Consider the following 16,413-nt stretch of genomic DNA (forward strand, 5'->3'; position numbering starts at 1 on the left):
CCGACATGAACACCATCAGCCAGGGCGACGCCGCCCGGGCGGAGATCGACGTCAACGCGCCCGGCAGCATCCGGGTGCTTGTCGCCAAGCTCGGCCTCGACGGCCATGACCGGGGCGCCAAGGTGGTCGCCCGGATCCTGCGCGACGCCGGCATGGAGGTCGTCTATACCGGCCTCTACAAATCGCCCAAGGACGTGGTCACTGCCGCGATCCAGGAGGACGTCGACGTCATCGGCGTCAGCCTGCTGTCGGGGTCGCACCTGCCTTTGTTCCAGGAACTCGGACGTTGCCTCCGGGAAAAACAGGCCGAGCATATTTTCGTCGTCGCCGGCGGCGTCATTCCCGAGCATGACTACGCCGCTCTGTCGGACAGCGGCGTCGACGCCATCGTGCCGCAGGAAGCCAGGGGCGACCTGATCGTCACGACGATCAGGAAGCTGATCGCCGAACGTGGCCTGAAATGACGGCGTTCGCCTCATCCCGGCCCGCCCGGCGAACGGCCTATGTGCCTTCGGCGGCCCTCGTGCCGGAAGTGCTCAGGGGCAGCGTGCTGGCGGTCGCCCGGATGATCAGCCGGGCTGAGGCAGGATATGCCGAGGCAGCCGAGGCGCTGGCCGAGATCTACCGCCACGGCGGCAAGGCCCATGTGCTCGGCATCACCGGTGTTCCCGGCGCCGGCAAGTCGACGCTGGTCGCCGCCCTGATCAGGGCCTTTGCCGCAGACGGGCACAAGGTCGGCGTGGTTGCCGTCGATCCGAGCAGCCCGTTTTCCGGCGGCGCCATCCTCGGCGACCGGGTGCGGATGAGCGAGGCGGCGCAATCCTGCCAGGCCTTCGTCCGCAGCATGGCGACGCGCGGACATCTCGGCGGCCTGGCCCGCGCGACGCTTCAGGCCGTCGATGTCCTCGATGCCGCCGGCTATTCGCCGATCATCATCGAAACCGTCGGGGTCGGACAGGACGAGGTCGAAGTCGTCACTGCCGCCCACACCATCGTGGTGCTGTCGGCGCCGGGACTTGGCGACGACATCCAGGCGATCAAGGCCGGCATCCTCGAAATTGCCGACATCCATGCCATCAGCAAGAGCGACAGGCCCGACGCATCGGCAACGGTCGCGGCCCTGCGCGGCATGATGAGCCTCGGACCTGCAAGACCGGGGTCGGACTGGCAGACGCCCGTTCTGCCGGTCAGCTCGCTGTCGGGCGAGCGGATCAACGAGCTGAAGGACGCCATCTCAAGGCATTGGGACCATCTCAGGGACAGCGGCGAGCTGCGCGAGCGCGAGCGCAGCATCGGCAGGACGCGGATCCTGGGCACCGCCCGGCAGCTTTTCCAGGACAGGTTCAAACGCGACACAGGCGAACTCGAGGCCCACGTTCAGGCGGTGGTGAGCCGGACCACGGATCCGTCCGCCGCCGCCTGCCTTTTGCTGGGTTGGGACAATGAGGTGCTGGCATGAATCTGTTCTCAGCCGAGGCGATCGAGGACATCAGGGAAAAGCAGGCCGCGTGGGAAGCCAACGAACTCGCGGCCACGCTGAACAGCAGGCCCGAGGAAAAGGCGGCCTATGAGACGGAATGCGGCATTCCGCTGAAGCGGATCTACACCGCCGCCGACGTCGCCGGCATCCCGGCCGGCGATCTCGGATTTCCGGGCGCCTATCCCTTCACCCGGGGCGCCTATCCGACGATGTATCGCGGCCGCCCCTGGACCATCCGGCAGGTCGCCGGCTTCGGCAATCCCGAGGCGACCAACCAGCGCTACAAATACATGATCCAGACCGGCCAGACCGGGCTGTCGACCGACTTCGACCTGCCGACGCTGCTGGGCCTCGATTCGGACGATCCGATGGCCTTCGGCGAGGTCGGGCGCGTCGGCGTGGCGATCGACACGGTCGACGACGTCGACCGCCTGTTCGACGGCATCGACCTCGAAAAGATCTCGGTGTCGCTGACCATCAACCCCTCAGCCTGGGTGATCTACGCGATGTTCGTCGCGGTCGCGGAAAGGCGCGGCTACGACCTAACCAAGCTGACCGGCACATTGCAGGCCGACCCGCTCAAGGAATATGTCGCCCAGAAGGAATGGATCTACCCGGTACGGCCGGCCGTCAGGCTGCTGCGCGACCTGATCATGCACAGCGCGAAGACGACGCCGAAGCTCAATCCGATCAGCCTCAGCGGCTACCATCTCTCCGATGTCGGCGGCAATGCGCTGCAGGAGATCGCCTTCATCATGGCCTTCACCATTGCCTATTGCGAGGAGGTCATCGCCGCCGGCATGGACATAGACGACTTCGCGCCGCGGCTGTCGTTCTTCTTCATCAGCCACCAGGATTTCTTCGAACAGATCTGCAAGTTCAGGGCGGCCCGGCGGGTCTACGCCAGGATCATGTCCGAGCAGTTCCACGCCAAGAAGCCGGAATCGATGCGCCTCAGGGTGCATGTGCAGACAGCGGCAATGAGCCTGACCAAGGTCGAGCACCACAACAACCTGATGCGCACGGCGATCCAGGCTTTGGGCGCGGTGCTCGGCGGCTGCCAGAGCATGCACACCAATGGCCTCGACGAGGCCTTCGCCATCCCGACCGAGGAGGCGATGAAGCTGGCGATCCGGACGCAGCAGATCATCCGCGACGAAATCAACGTGACGTCGGTGATCGATCCGCTCGGCGGCTCCTATTTCGTCGAGCGCCTGACGCATGACATGGAGACCGAAATCTGGAAGGTGCTGGACGAGGTCAAGGAGCGCGGCGGCGCCATCAAACTGGTCGAGGAAGGCTGGTTCCAGCAGAAGCTGGCCGATTCCGCCTATGCCACCTTCAAGAAGATCGACAGCGGCGAAAAGGTCTCGGTCGGCGTCAACCGACATGTCGACGAGACCAGCGGTTCCGCCGAGGTCCACATCCATCCCTATGACGACCAGTGCACCCAGCTGCAGATCGACCGCCTCAACGCGGTGCGGACCGAAAGGGACAACGGACTGGTCAAGCAGCTGCTGGCCGAGCTCGCCGAACAGGCCCAGTCAGACGACATCAACCTGCTGCCCAAGACGATCGAGCTGGTGAAGGCGCGCGCGACGCTCGGCGAGATCTGCAGCGCGCTGAGAGAAGTCTGGGGCTCCTATGCCGAACCGATGATCGTATGAGGACCCCATCATGACACCAGCAGTCATTTCGACGGACGACGGCGCCATCAGCTGGATCAGGCTGAACCGGCCGGAACGGCTCAACGCCATGAATGGCGACCTGGTCAACCAGCTTTCGGCAGCACTGGCGGCAGCCGAAGCGAGGACGGCCACCCGCGTCGTCATCCTGCATGGCGAAGGCCGCGCCTTCTGCTCCGGCGACGATCTCAAGGATCTCGACGCGCAGACCACGTCGGAAGCGGCGACGCAGGCCTGGGTCGAGTCCATCCAGCAGATCACGCTGCAGATCATGCAGTCGCGCAAGATCGTCATTGCCGCGGTGCATGGCTGGTGCGTCGGCGGCGCGCTGGAATGGGTGGTCAATTGCGACTTCCGGCTGTTTGCCGACACCACGCGCTGGTTCTTCCCCGAGGTCGGCTACGGCCTGTTCGTGACAGGCGGGGTGACAGCACTTCTGACCAAGCAGGTCGGGCCGCAGATCGCCAAGGAATTGATGATCCTCGGCGAACGCCACGATGCGGCCAAGGCGGTCGAGGTCGGCATCGCCTGGAAGCTGGTTGCCGAGGCCGAGCTGCTCGAGGCGGCAAGGACGCTGGCGCTGGCGATCGCCGCGCGGCCCGAGGAGGCGGTCGCCGACATCAAGCACGCCATCAACGAAGGTTTCCACTCCTCGCTCGCCGCCGCCATGGCGCTCGAGACCAGGGCCACGGTCAGCGGCTTCCTCTCCGCCGAAGCGCAGGCCCGGGCAAAAAGGTTCTGAACGCGCCATGACATCGAGCGTCTTTTCCCCCGCCTACATACCGGGTAAGAACGACAACGAGCTGGAGAGCCGGGTGCTGCCGCGGATCCTGCTGCGCCAGGCCGAGCGCTTCGGCAACAAGTCGTTCATCGACGTCTGCGGGCGCAGCGCAAGCTTCGAGGAGATGCTGCAGGTGTCGAGCCGGCTGGCGCGCGGCCTGCGCCAGCTCGGCGTCGGCCGCTCGGACCGCGTGGCGATGCTGTTGCCCAACTCGTTCGAACTCGTCGCGCTGTGGTTTGCGACAGCGAGCCTGGGGGCGATCGAGGTGCCGACCAATCCCGGCCTGAAGGGCGACCTGCTCTGCCACAACCTCAACAATTGCGGCGCCGAGGTGCTGGTTGCGGACGCCGGCGCGCTGGCCGAGCTGGCCAAGGTCCAGGACAATCTGCCCAGCCTGCGGACGCTGATCCTCGTCGGCACGGATCCCGCCGAGGCGCGGGCGGCGGGCATCAGGATCGACCGCATCGTCGCCTTCGACGACTGCATGGCACCGCAATTGGGCTTCGACCTCGTCGATGTCCACTACGCCGACCCGATGGCGATCCTCTACACCTCCGGCACGACGGGCCCGGCCAAGGGGGCATTGATGTCGCACCATCATTGCTATTCCTGGGCGGCGGCGATGGCGTCCAATCTCGGCTACACCGGCAGCGACAGCTATTTCTCCGCGCTGCCGCTGTTTCACACCGATGCGCAGATGTTCGGCGTGCTGCTGCCGCTGATCTACGGCACCAAAACGACGCTGGTCGAAAGCTTCAGCGCCTCCAGGTTCTGGGATCAGCTCCGCGCCAGCGGCGCAACCGCGACCAATCTGCTCGGCGCGATGGCCGTCATCCTGATGCGTGCCCAGCCATCGGACGCCGACCGCGACAATCCCGTCCGGGTGTGTCAGTGCATTCCGATGGTAGCAGACAGGGAGGCCTTCGAACGCCGCTTCGACATGCGGCTCGTCACCGGCTACGGCCAGACCGAAACCAGCTTCGTGACGCTTGATACGGTGGACGAGACCCGTCCCGGGTCCTGCGGCCGGCCGCATCCGGACTGGCAGGTGGCGATCGTCGACGATGCCGACAGGCCGCTGCCGCCCGGCAGCATAGGCGAGATCGTTTCGCGCCCGACCAAGAGCTGGAGCATGTTTTCCGGCTACTACCGCGCAGAGGCCAAGACGGTGCAGACGCTCCGGAACCTCTGGTACCACTCGGGCGACGCCGGCTACATGGACAAGGATGGCTGGCTCTATTTCAAGCATCGGCTGAACGAGGCGATCCGCCGCCGCGGCGAAAACATCTCCGCCTATGAGGTGGAGACGGTCGCCGAAAAACACCCCGACATTCTGGAAAGTGCTGCTTTCGGAATCCCTTCCGAATTCACCGAAGAGGACATCATGGTCGTTGCCCTGCGGCGCGCCGGCTCGACGGTGGAGGCGGCCGACCTGCTCGACCATTTCAGGGACCTCGCGCCCCGTCACATGGTGCCGCGCTACATCGAGATCACCGACACGCCGTTGCCGCGAACGCCGACGGAGAAGGTGGCGCGGAACACCTTGCGCCAGCGCGGCGTGGGGCCTGCCACTTTCGACCGGGGTGAGCGTTAGCGCGGGAGCAGATGCGGTGGAACGTCGGATGGTCGCCCCCTGTTTCGTCGACGATACGCTCGAATGCCTGCGCCGCCACGACGTTCCCATAGCGCCTCTGCTGGCGCAGCTGGGGCTGCCGCCCATCATCTCGGAACCGATCTCCGCCCGGCAGTATGGCGCGCTCTGGCGGGCGGTGGCCGAGGCCATGGACGACGAGTTCTTCGGCGAAGGCGCGCGGCCGATGCGCTCGGGCAGCTTTGCCCTTTTGTGCCATGCGGTGCTGACGACAACGACGCTCGAGCATGCGCTGCGGCGCAGCCTGCGCTTCCTGCGTGTCGTGCTCGACGATCCGCATGGCGAACTGATCGTCCGAGACGGACTGGCGGAGGTCACCCTGCGCGATGCCGGCCCGCTGCGCTCGGCCTTTGCCTACCGTACCTTCTTGATCATCGTGCATGGCCTGAACTGCTGGCTCGTAGGCCGGCGCCTGCCGATCCGCTGGGTCGATTTCAAATGCAGCGCGCCGCCGACCGGAACCGATTATCGCCTGTTCTTCGGCGCCCCGGTGCGCTTCGACCAGCCCGAGACGCGGCTGGTCTTCGACTCCGATTTCCTCAAGCTGCCCGTCATCCGCGACAGCAGCGCCCTGCGCGAATTCCTGCGCCAGGCACCGGCCAACATATTGGTGCGCTATCGCCATGACGATGGGCTTTCCGCTGCCATACGCGGACGCCTGCATGGACTGGTTCCTTCGGCCTGGCCAAGCCTCGGCAACCTCGCCACCGGCATGCGCATACAGGAGCCGACCTTGCGCCGCCGGCTGCAGCAGGAAGGCCAGACCTATCGTTCGATCAAGGACGAGATGCGTCGCGCCTTGGCCATGGAAGCGTTGTTGAGCGGCGGACGGACGGTCGCCGACGTCGCCGCCGACATCGGCTTTTCCGAACCGAGCGCGTTCCATCGCGCCTTCCACAAATGGACAGGCAAGAGCCCGGCTTCGTTTCGCCGGGAGGCCATCGTCATCGCCAACACAGGGGACGGTCCAGCCTCGAGCCCGCACGCGCTCTACGCGCAGGGTGCGGCGAGCAGCAAACATTGCAAAATCGATCACCAAATCTGAGCGCGGCGGTCATCGCCGGTCCCCTTGCTTCGTAGCAACATGCCCGGGAGAGCAACGCATCCGGGCCGAGCAATGCAGATCAAGGACAAGGTTTTTCTGGTGACCGGAGCAGGCTCGGGGCTGGGCGCGGCGGTTGCGCGAATGCTTACCGACGAAGGTGCCAGCGTGCTCGCCATCGACGTCAATGCTTCCGCTGGCGAGAAGACGGCCGCAGAACTCGGCGGCAAGGCGCGTTTCTTTCGCGCCGACGTCACCAGCGAAGCCGACGGCCTCGCCGCGGTGAGACATGCCGAGGAGATGTTCGGCGGCATCCACGGGCTGGTCAACTGCGCCGGCATCGCACCGGGCGAACGGGTCATCGGCCGCGACGCACCGCATGGCCTCGACAGCTTCGCCCGGACCGTCGCCGTCAATCTCTTGGGCACCTTCAACATGTTGCGGCTTGCCGCAAGCGTCATGGTCAAGGGTGAAGCCGACACCGATGGCGAGCGCGGCATCATCATCAACACCGCCTCCATTGCCGTCTTCGACGGCCAGATCGGCCAAGCCGCCTATGCCGCGTCGAAGGGCGGCGTCGTCGCGCTGACCTTGCCCGTCGCCCGCGAACTGGCCCGCCACGGCGTGCGCGTCGTCACCATCGCGCCGGGCATATTCGAGACGCCGATGATGGCAGCGATGCCGCAGGAGGTGCGGGACGCGCTCGGCGCCAGCGTACCGTTTCCGCCGCGCCTCGGCCGCCCTGACGAATATGCCGGGCTGGTCAGGCACATCTGCCAGAACACCATGCTGAATGGCGAGGTTATCCGCCTCGACGGCGCGCTGCGCATGGCGCCGCGCTGAGCACATGCAGGAGGAGAGCTAGGTGAACAGTCATGATCCGGTGGTCATAGCAGGGGCAGCCAGGACACCGCTTGGCGGCTTCCTCGGTAGCCTGAAGGAGGTCACCGCCCCGCAGCTTGGAGCGGCAGCCATCCGCGCCGTCCTGGAGAGGTCCGGGCTGGACACCGGCCTTGTCGACCAGGTGCTGATGGGCTGTGTCCTGACCGCCGGCCAAGGCCAGGCGCCGGCGCGCCAGGCAGCGCTTGCAGCCGGGCTGCCGCTCGCCACAGGCGCCACCACCGTCAACAAGATGTGCGGCTCCGGCATGATGTCGGCGATGCTAGCGCACGACCTCATCGCCGCGGGATCGGCCAGGACGATCGTCGCCGGCGGCATGGAGAGCATGTCGAACGCACCCTATCTGCTCGACCGCGCACGCTCGGGCTACCGCATCGGGCATCATCGCCTCGTCGACCACATGTATCTCGATGGCCTCGAGGACGCCTATGACGAGGGGCGCCTGATGGGCACATTCGCCGAGGACTGCGCCGAGGCCTATGGCTTCACGCGCGATGCTCAGGACACGTTTGCGCTGGAGTCGCTCGACAGGGCACGGCAGGCCATCGCCGACGGCAGCTTTCGCGACGAGATCGTTCCGGTCACGGCACCGGACGGCAAGGCCGATCGGCTGGTCGGCGACGACGAGCAGCCGCAAAAGGCCCGCCCCGACAGGATCGCCTTGCTGAAACCGGCCTTTCGCGACGGCGGCACGGTGACGGCAGCCAACTCCTCGTCGATCTCGGATGGTGCCGCGGCCCTCGCGCTGATGCGCCGCTCGGCGGCGGACAGAGCCGGCCTCACCCCTCTCGCAACAATTCGCGGCCACGTCACCCACGCCCAGGCGCCCAATCTCTTCACCTCGGCACCGGTCGGCGCCATGCGCAAGCTCTGCGAGACGGTCAGCTGGCGTATCGAGGACGTCGATCTCTTCGAGATCAACGAGGCCTTCGCCGTGGTGCCGATGGTCGCGATGAGCGAGCTCGACCTGCCGCGCGACAAGGTCAACGTCCATGGCGGCGCCTGCGCGCTTGGCCATCCGATCGGCGCCTCGGGGGCGCGCATCCTCGTCACGCTCGTGTCGGCGCTGCGCCAGCACGGGCTGCGGCGCGGCATCGCTTCGGTCTGCATCGGCGGCGGCGAGGCGACCGCGATGGCCGTGGAACTGACGTCCTAGACGGCCGCAAGGAGAAGGCCGCCGTTCAACAAGGGAACACCGGCGGCAGGTCCGGAACGGTCAGCCTTGCCAGCGAGCGTGGGCATCACGGCAAGGCATCACGCAACGCCCACAATGCCAATGGGAGTCTCCACATGAAAAAATCGCTGTTGTCAGCAGTTGCCTTGACCGCGCTGGTCGCCTTTGGCGGCACGGCCTGGGCCGACATCGTCATCGGCGTCGCCGGCCCGATCACCGGACCCAACGCCGCCTTCGGGGCGCAGTTCCAGAAGGGCGCCGAACAGGCGGCCGCCGACATCAACGCCGCCGGCGGCGTGCTCGGCGAGCAGATCAGGATCCAGGTCGGCGACGACGTCTCCGACCCCAAGCAGGGCATTTCGGTGGCCAACAAATTCGTCGCCGACGGCGTCAAATATGTCGTCGGCCACTTCAATTCGGGCGTGTCGATCCCGGCCTCCGAGGTCTATGCCGAAAATGGCGTGCTCGAGATCTCGCCGGCTTCGACCAATCCGCAATATACCGAGCGCGGCCTGTGGAACACCTTCCGCACCTGCGGCCGCGACGACCAGCAGGGCAAGGTCGCCGGCGACTACATCGCCGCCAATTTCAAGGACGCCAAGATCGCGATGATCCACGACAAGAGCCCTTATGGCCAGGGGCTTGTCGACGTCGCCAAGGCGGTGCTCAACGGCAACGGCATCAACGAGGTGCTGTATGAAGGCATCAATATCGGCGACAAGGATTTCTCGGCCCTGATCGGCAAGCTGAAGCAGGCCGGCGTCAGCCTGATCTATTTCGGCGGCCTGCACACCGAGGCCGGCCTGATCCTGCGCCAGTCAGCCGACCAGGGGCTGAAGGCGATCCTGTTCTCCGGCGACGGCATGGTGTCGAACGAGCTCGCTTCGATCGCCGGCGACGCCGTGGTCGGCACGCTCAACACCTTCTCGCCCGATCCGCGCAAGAATCCGGCAGCCAAGGGTTTGGTCGAGAACTTCCGGGCCAAGGGTTTCGAGCCGGAAGCCTATACCTTGTATTCCTACGCCGCCGTCCAGATCATCGCCGCCGCCATAACCAAGACGGGCGCGGCCGACGACGCCCAGAAGGTCGCCGAGACGATGCGGGCGAACGGTCCCTGGACGACGGCGATCGGCGACATCGGCTACGACGCCAAGGGCGACATCACCCGCCCCGACTACGTCATCTATGAATGGAAGCGAGGCGACGACGGCAAGCCGACCTATGCCCAGAAGCAGTAGCGTCTGAGGGAGGGATGCCCGGCCCCACGGGGTCGGGCATCCCGCCGGCACTGGCGCACAGGATTATGTGCCTGTCAGGGGCCAATCGATGCGGCGCGGCCGAATTTTCCTGCTAGAAGGATCCGCCACCGGGTCCCCGCAATGAACCACACGATCACCGTCCTCGATAAGCCGTCTTCCGACGAGCTCGACATCATCGGCGAACGCCTCGCCACCTTCAATTCAGGGGATGTCGGCCCGGCAGAAAAGCAAGCGCTGATCGTTGCCGTCCGCGACGAGACCGAAAAACTCCTTGGCGGAATCTCGGGCTACACCGCCTGGGGCTGGCTCTACATACAGTGGCTTTGGGTCGACGACAGCCTGCGCGGCCAGAACATGGCGTCACGCATGCTCGAGGCGGCCGAGGACGAGGCCACCCGGCGCGGCTGCCACGGGGCCTATATCGACACCTTCAACCCGACGGCGCTGAAGGTCTATCAGCGCCAGGGCTACAAGCCCTTCGGCGAGCTGGCAGATTTCCCCAAGGGGCGCACGCGGACCTTCCTGTCGAAGCCGCTTTAACCGGTAGCGGCCTGAACCGGCGGCAACTTGCTTGCCGCCCCGTCAATGGACTGGCTGCCTTGCAGGTCGCAGCCTGCAACCGGTCAGCCGGCGATGCGGCCGCCGGTCATCGGCTGAGGCACACCTGTCGTGCTCGGAAAACTGATCGGCATGCCGCGCAGGACACGTACGGCGAGGAAGGCAAAGCACTCGGCTTCCACCGCATCGCCGCGCCAGCCGATCGTGTCGGCAGAGACGGCATCGACGCCGGCGCGCTGACGCAACATCGCCATGAAGGTCGGATTGTGGCGGCCGCCGCCCGAGACAAACAGCTTCTTCGGCCGCTGCGGCAGGAGGTCGAGCGCCTTGCCGACGCAGGACGCGCTGAAGGCGGTCAGCGTGGCGGCACCGTCCTCGTCGCTCAGCCCGTCGGCCATCCCGGCGGTGAAATCGAAGCGGTCGAGCGACTTGGGATAGGCAGCCGTGAGATAAGGATGTTCGAGCAGGCGCGCGAGCCTCGCCTCGTCGACGGTGCCGGCCGCGGCGAGCGCCCCGCCGCGGTCCATCTCGCCCAGCCCCCGCGCCTTGACGAAGTCGTTGATCGGCGCGTTGGCCGGGCCGGTGTCGAAGGCGACAAGGTCGGACTTGCCGTCCCACCAGGTGACGTTGCCGACGCCGCCGAGATTGAGGATGGCGCTGTCGCCGCTCGCGCCTGCCGTGCCGAGCAGTGCGGCGTGGTAGGCGGCGGCCAGCGGCGCACCCTGCCCGCCGGCGCGGATGTCGGCTGTGCGGAAGTCATAGACCACCTTGGTGCCGAGCAGCGACTGCATCAGCGCGCCATCGCCGAGCTGGCGGGTCTCGCCCGGCAATCCGCCCTTCTGCGGGCCGCGATGCAGCACCGTCTGGCCGTGGAAGCCGACGACGCCGATCTCTGCCATCGTCATGCCGGCCCCCTCGACGACCTGGCGCACGGCGGCGGACTGGGCGCGGGTCAGCGCCTCTTCGGCGCTGGCGAAGATCGCCGGCTCCGGCCCCTCGAAGTTCCAGACCCTGGCCTCGGCCTGGGCCTGCTCCAGCATCGGCCGGACCGACGCCTCGTAAGGCACCAGCGCGTAAGGGCCGAAGGCCTCGATGCGCTCGCCGTCGGTCTTGAGCAGCGCGACGTCGATATTGCCGTCGAGCACGGTTCCGGTCATCAGCCCGACCGACCAGATGGGTTGCATGTTCAAGCTCCTGTCATGATGTCGCCGACCTGGCGGCGCAGATTCGATATGCCGCTGTCGAAATGACGCGTCGGGTGGATACGGTTGGTGAGCAGGGTCCAGGCGCGGCCGGCGTCGAAATCGATCCACAGGCCGGTGCCGGTAAAGCCGGTATGGCCGATTGTGGCTGGGCTGCAGCGGTCGCCGCCGGACCAGCCAGCATGAGCATGCTCCCAACCATGCGTGCGCTTGTCCGAAAGCGGCGTGCGCATCAGCGCGATCGTGTCGGCGGAGGCGCCACTGCCGTCGAGCAGGCCGTGCGCGAAAGCCAGAACCGAGGCCGCCGTGCCGAACAGGCCGGCATGGCCCGCCCCCTGCAGTGCTGCGCAATTGTCGTCATGGACCTCGCCCGACAGCACCCGGTGGCGCCAGGTGCAGTCCTCGGTCGCGGCCGCCTGCTCCGGATCGGTCGCAAAGGCAAAGCCCTTGCCGGCATCCATGCCGCGGATCCATGTGCCCGACAGGCGCTCCATGGCAAAGCCGAGCAGGATGAAGTTGATGTCGGAATAAACAGGCGCATCGAGCTTTCGCCATTGGCGCTGCAGGATGAAAGTCCGCAAAAGATCCGGATCGCGGCCATAGGTGTAGATCGGCTCGACTGCCGGGAACGGCGTCTGGTGGCCGAGGCACTGGCGGAAGGTGACCTGCCGTTCCCAGGCGTCGGCATCATATTGTCGCAAGTCCGGCAGCACCGTCGTCAGGGGCGCGTCGAGGTCGATGCTGCCTGCCTCGGCCAGCGCCAGGATGCGCGGCGTGGTGAAGATGACCTTGGTCAGCGATGCCAGGTCGAACCATGTCTCCTGCTGCATCGGCCGCTCGGACGCCACGCGCTGGGCGTGGCCGATCGCACGGGAGAAGCGACGGCCGTCCTTGTCGACGACCCCCATCACACCGCCGGGAATCCGACCAGCGGCGACGGCCTGTTCGAGCGGGACGAATGCACGCTCGAAGCGCTGGGCTATGTCGTGGCTGGCCATGTTCGCTTCCCTCAGGCCTCGGCGCGGACCTTGTGGTCGGTGCCGTATTGCATCCATGTCGCGACAGGCGGCTCGTAGCCGACCGGACGCACCAAAGACGGCACCTGGCGGGTGTCGAGCTCGAAATTCTGCTTGCGGCGGTCGATTGTCGGCACGGCCTCGATGAGCTTCTTCGTATAGGGGTGCTGCGGGTCGGACAGCACCGATTTCGCATCGCCGATCTCGACGATCTGCCCGGCATACATCACCGCGACACGATGCGCGATGCGCTCGACGACGGCCATGTCGTGCGAGATGAAGAGATAAGCGAGACCATATTCGTGCTGCAGGTCGACCAGCAGCTCGAGCACGCGCGCCTGGACAGAAACGTCGAGCGCCGAGACCGCCTCGTCGAGCACCACCACAGACGGATTGAGCATCAGCGCACGCGCAATGCACAGGCGCTGACGCTGGCCGCCGGAGAACTGGTGCGGATAGCGGGCAAGGCTGTCTTCGGGCAGGCCGACACGCTTGAGCAGTGCTGCCATCCTGTCACGAACCTTGACGTCGATGGGCGTGCCGGTGGCGATCACCGGCTCGGCCAGGAGCTGCTCGACATTGAGACGCGGATTGAGCGAGGCATAGGGGTTCTGGAACACCATCTGCACCGGCAGCCGGCTCTGGCCGGGCCGCGCGGCCTGGGCTTCGACAGCAAACGCCCCGCGCGTCGGCGCAACCAGGCCAAGCACGGCGCGTGCCGTGGTCGACTTGCCCGAACCGCTTTCGCCGACGATCGCCAGCGTCTCGCCCGGCAGCAGGTCGAAGCCGACGCCGTCGACGGCATGCACCGCACCCACCGGCTTGCTGAACCAGCCGCCCTTCAGCGGATACCGCACGACGAGGTCGTCGACTTCGAGCGTCGGCCTGGGCAGCGGCGCTGACATGCGCGCGCCGTCGGTCCGTGCCGCTACGCCGCTGGAGAAATGCGGCACCGCATGCAGCAGATGCTGCGTATATGGATGTTGCGGCTTGTCGAGGATCTCGCTCAGGTCGCCCTGTTCGACGACCCTGCCGTCCTGCATTACCATCACGCGGTCGGCGATGCCGGCGACCAGGCCGATGTCGTGGCTGATGAAGATCATCGACATGCCGGTCTCGCGCCTGAGTTCGGCCAGCAGCGCCATGATCTGCGCCTGGACGGTCACGTCGAGTGCGGTCGTCGGTTCGTCGGCGATCAAAAGACGCGGATTGCAGGCGAGCGCCATGGCGATCATCACCCGCTGCAGCATGCCGCCCGACAGCTCGTTCGGCGTCGCCTTGAGCCGGCGCGCGGCATCGGGGATACGCACCCGCTCGAGCGCCTCGCGCGCAGCACTGCGCGCCTGCGCGCCGGTCAGGCCGCGATGCAGGCGGAACGATTCCTCGATCTGGGCGCCGATGGTCAGCACCGGATTGAGCGAGGTCATCGGCTCCTGGAAGATGACGCCGATCTCGGCGCCGCGGATGCCGGTCAGCTCCTGCCGGCCGGCACGGGTGACGTCGAGCACGCTGCCGTCGGCGCGCAGCAATTCGATGGTGCCGCTGGTGATGCGGCCGCCGGCATAATCGATCAGGCGATTGGTCGACAGCGCCGTCACCGACTTGCCCGAACCGCTCTCGCCGACGATCGCCAGCACCTCGCCGACGCCGAGGTCGAAGCTGACGCCGTGGACGACCTCCTTGGCGCTGGCCGCCGGGCCGAAACTGACATGCAGGTCGCGGACCAAAAGGATCGGCTTCATTTCAGGCGCCATCGTCACGCCCTCCTCGTCTTGGGGTCGAGGATGTCGCGCAGCGCATCGCCGAGAAGGTTGAAACCGAGGATCGAGAGCATGATGGCGACGGCAGGGAAGGCCAGCAGCCAGGGCGCCTGCTCCATCAGGTTGCGGGCGTCGCTCAGCATCAGGCCGAGCGACGAAGCCGGCGGCTGGGTGCCGAGGCCGAGGAAGCTGAGGCCGGCTTCGGTCAGCAGCGCCCAGGCGAGCGCCAAAGTCACCTGCACGGTCAAAGGCGCCACCAGGTTGAGCAGCAGGTGCCGGGTCAGGATGTAGCTGCGGCTGGAGCCGAAGGTGCGGGCAGCATCGACGAAGTCGCGCGCCTTCAGCGACAGCGCCGGGCCGCGCACCACGCGAGTGAAGATCGGGGTGTAGACGATGCTGATGGCGGCAACGCTGGTCCAGGTGCCGGGGCCGACGATGGTGACGATGAGCAGCGCCAGCAGGATCGCCGGGAAAGCCAGCAGCACGTCCATGAACCGCATCATCACCGTGTCCCAGCGGCCGCCGAACCAGGCGGCGGTGAGGCCGAGCACGGTGCCGGCAAGCGTGGCAAGTGCTACGGAGAAGAACGCCACGGTGAAGGACTGGCCGATGCCCTTCATCAGGCGGCTCATGACGTCGCGGCCGAACAGGTCGGTGCCCATCCAGTAGGACGAGGTCGGCGCATGCAGGCGGTCGATGCGGTACTGCATCAAGGGGTCGTGCGGGGTCAGGCCGACGGCGCCGAGCAGGGCGACCAGCAGATAGACCAGCACGATGACGCCGCCGATGCGGCCGCTGGGATGCGAAAGAATGGCCTTCACGACACGCATCAACGGCCCTCCAGGCGAATACGGGGGTCGAGCGCGGCATAAGCGAGGTCGACGAGCAGATTGACGATCATGAAGTTGAGGGCGATGAACAGCACGGCCCCCTGCACCAGCGCGTAGTCGCGTTGCAGGATGGCTTCCAGCACCATGCGGCCGAGGCCGGGCAAGGCATAGATCTGCTCGACGATGACGGCGCCGCCGAGCAGGTAGCCGAACTCGATGCCGCTCAGCGTGACGACCGGTACCAGCGCGTTGGGCAGAGCGTGGCGCCAGATGACGCTGCGCTCGGAAGCGCCCTTGCTGCGCGCGGTGCGCACATAGTCGTCGCTCAACACGTCGAGCATGGCCGAGCGGGTGACGCGGGTGACCGAAGAGGCGAAGGCGCAGCCAAGCGTGATCGCCGGCAGGATCATCTGGCCGAGATTCTGCAGCGGGTCCTGCCAGAACGGGGTGAAGGCGCCCATCGTCGGCAGCACGCCGAAGCCGGCCGACAGGATGTAGATGATGACAAGGCCGACGACGAAACTCGGCGTCGACTGGCCGATCATGGCGACGATGCGGACGCCGAGATCGGCGGGACGTTCGTTGCGGGTGGCGGCGAAGACGCCGGCCGGCACGCCGATCGACAGCGCGATCAGCATGGCCAGAAGCGCCAGTTCGAGCGTCAGCGGAAAGCGTTCGAGGATGACCGACAGCACCGGCTTGCCATAGGTCACCGATATGCCGAGGTCGCCGCTGAACAGGCCGGTGAACCAGCGCCAGTATTGGACCGGCCAGGGTTGGTCGATGCCGAAATAGACGGCCAGCGAATCCCGCTGCTGCGGCGTCAGAAGCCCAGCCTCGGTGCCCAGCATGGCGGTGATGGAATCGCCCGGCACCAGCCGGATGGCGATGAAGACGATGATAGAGACGCCGATCAGCACCAGGGGAAAGGCCCGCAGGCGACGTATCACGTAACTCATGGCGTAAGGACCATCTGGAGTTGGGGAGCCGTTGCGGTTCCCGGGCTGGACCGGCCATGGCCAGTCGCGGGTTCAAGGCCGGTCGGGATTCAAGGGCGGTCGCCATCGGCTCAACG

The 16,413-nt window shown here is 66.5% G+C and carries 15 protein-coding genes; 10 read left to right on the forward strand and 5 right to left on the reverse strand.

Going from position 1 to position 16,413, the window contains the following annotated elements:
* Positions 1–5: 5 nt before the first annotated feature.
* The 10 genes from IG197_RS07415 to IG197_RS07460 all read left to right on the forward strand — a co-directional run bounded on the left by IG197_RS07415 (position 6) and on the right by IG197_RS07460 (position 10,512).
* Positions 6–464 (forward strand): cobalamin B12-binding domain-containing protein, encoded by a 459-nt coding sequence (locus tag IG197_RS07415; RefSeq protein WP_067966937.1) that lies wholly within the window; start codon positions 6–8, stop codon positions 462–464.
* Positions 461–1,459, forward strand: coding sequence for a methylmalonyl Co-A mutase-associated GTPase MeaB (meaB, locus tag IG197_RS07420; RefSeq protein ID WP_192317995.1), 999 nt, complete (start codon positions 461–463; stop codon positions 1,457–1,459). The genes IG197_RS07415 and meaB overlap by 4 nt, the downstream gene beginning before the upstream one ends.
* Positions 1,456–3,147 carry a methylmalonyl-CoA mutase family protein gene (locus tag IG197_RS07425; protein ID WP_067964486.1) on the forward strand — a complete coding sequence of 564 codons (1,692 nt, stop codon included), beginning with the start codon at positions 1,456–1,458 and terminating at the stop codon, positions 3,145–3,147. Before meaB ends, IG197_RS07425 begins: the two co-directional genes overlap by 4 nt.
* 10 nt (positions 3,148–3,157) lie before the next feature.
* Positions 3,158–3,907 carry an enoyl-CoA hydratase/isomerase family protein gene (locus tag IG197_RS07430; RefSeq protein WP_067964488.1) on the forward strand — a complete coding sequence of 250 codons (750 nt, stop codon included), beginning with the start codon at positions 3,158–3,160 and terminating at the stop codon, positions 3,905–3,907.
* Positions 3,908–3,914: 7 nt separating this feature from the next.
* A complete protein-coding gene (locus IG197_RS07435) occupies positions 3,915–5,540 on the forward strand; it encodes an AMP-binding protein (protein WP_192317997.1) in 1,626 nt (541 codons plus the stop codon).
* Between the two features lie 16 nt (positions 5,541–5,556).
* A complete protein-coding gene (locus IG197_RS07440; RefSeq protein ID WP_192317999.1) occupies positions 5,557–6,642 on the forward strand; it encodes an AraC family transcriptional regulator in 1,086 nt (361 codons plus the stop codon).
* A 72-nt stretch (positions 6,643–6,714) separates the two neighbouring features.
* Positions 6,715–7,482, forward strand: a complete 768-nt coding sequence (locus IG197_RS07445; protein ID WP_192318001.1) for a 3-hydroxyacyl-CoA dehydrogenase — start codon at positions 6,715–6,717, stop codon at positions 7,480–7,482.
* A 22-nt stretch (positions 7,483–7,504) separates the two neighbouring features.
* Positions 7,505–8,695, forward strand: coding sequence for an acetyl-CoA C-acyltransferase (locus tag IG197_RS07450; RefSeq protein WP_067966940.1), 1,191 nt, complete (start codon positions 7,505–7,507; stop codon positions 8,693–8,695).
* Between the two features lie 134 nt (positions 8,696–8,829).
* A complete protein-coding gene (locus tag IG197_RS07455) occupies positions 8,830–9,951 on the forward strand; it encodes a branched-chain amino acid ABC transporter substrate-binding protein (protein WP_192318003.1) in 1,122 nt (373 codons plus the stop codon).
* 141 nt (positions 9,952–10,092) lie between these two features.
* Entirely contained in the window at positions 10,093–10,512 is a 420-nt protein-coding gene (locus IG197_RS07460) for an N-acetyltransferase (RefSeq protein ID WP_192318005.1), read from the forward strand.
* 83 nt (positions 10,513–10,595) lie between these two features.
* Here the strand turns inward: IG197_RS07460 and IG197_RS07465 are convergent, their stop codons facing one another.
* Genes IG197_RS07465 through IG197_RS07485 form a run of 5 tightly spaced genes read right to left on the reverse strand, consistent with a single transcriptional unit; the run spans position 10,596 to position 16,297 of the window.
* Entirely contained in the window at positions 10,596–11,714 is a 1,119-nt protein-coding gene (locus IG197_RS07465) for an anhydro-N-acetylmuramic acid kinase (protein ID WP_192318007.1), read from the reverse strand.
* Positions 11,715–11,716: 2 nt separating this feature from the next.
* The gene (locus IG197_RS07470) at positions 11,717–12,730 is read right to left on the reverse strand and encodes a serine hydrolase (RefSeq protein ID WP_192318009.1); all 1,014 of its coding nucleotides are present in this window, start codon (positions 12,728–12,730) and stop codon (positions 11,717–11,719) included.
* Between the two features lie 11 nt (positions 12,731–12,741).
* Positions 12,742–14,490 carry an ABC transporter ATP-binding protein gene (locus IG197_RS07475; protein ID WP_192319633.1) on the reverse strand — a complete coding sequence of 583 codons (1,749 nt, stop codon included), beginning with the start codon at positions 14,488–14,490 and terminating at the stop codon, positions 12,742–12,744.
* 14 nt (positions 14,491–14,504) lie between these two features.
* On the reverse strand, positions 14,505–15,338 hold the full coding sequence (locus tag IG197_RS07480; RefSeq protein WP_182575285.1) for an ABC transporter permease: 834 nt from the start codon (positions 15,336–15,338) through the stop codon (positions 14,505–14,507).
* A complete protein-coding gene (locus tag IG197_RS07485; RefSeq protein ID WP_192318011.1) occupies positions 15,338–16,297 on the reverse strand; it encodes an ABC transporter permease in 960 nt (319 codons plus the stop codon). Before IG197_RS07485 ends, IG197_RS07480 begins: the two co-directional genes overlap by 1 nt.
* Positions 16,298–16,413 lie beyond the last annotated feature (116 nt).

The organism is Aminobacter sp. SR38 (assembly GCF_014843375.1).
In the GTDB taxonomy this organism is placed as follows: Bacteria; Pseudomonadota; Alphaproteobacteria; order Rhizobiales; family Rhizobiaceae; genus Aminobacter; species Aminobacter ciceronei.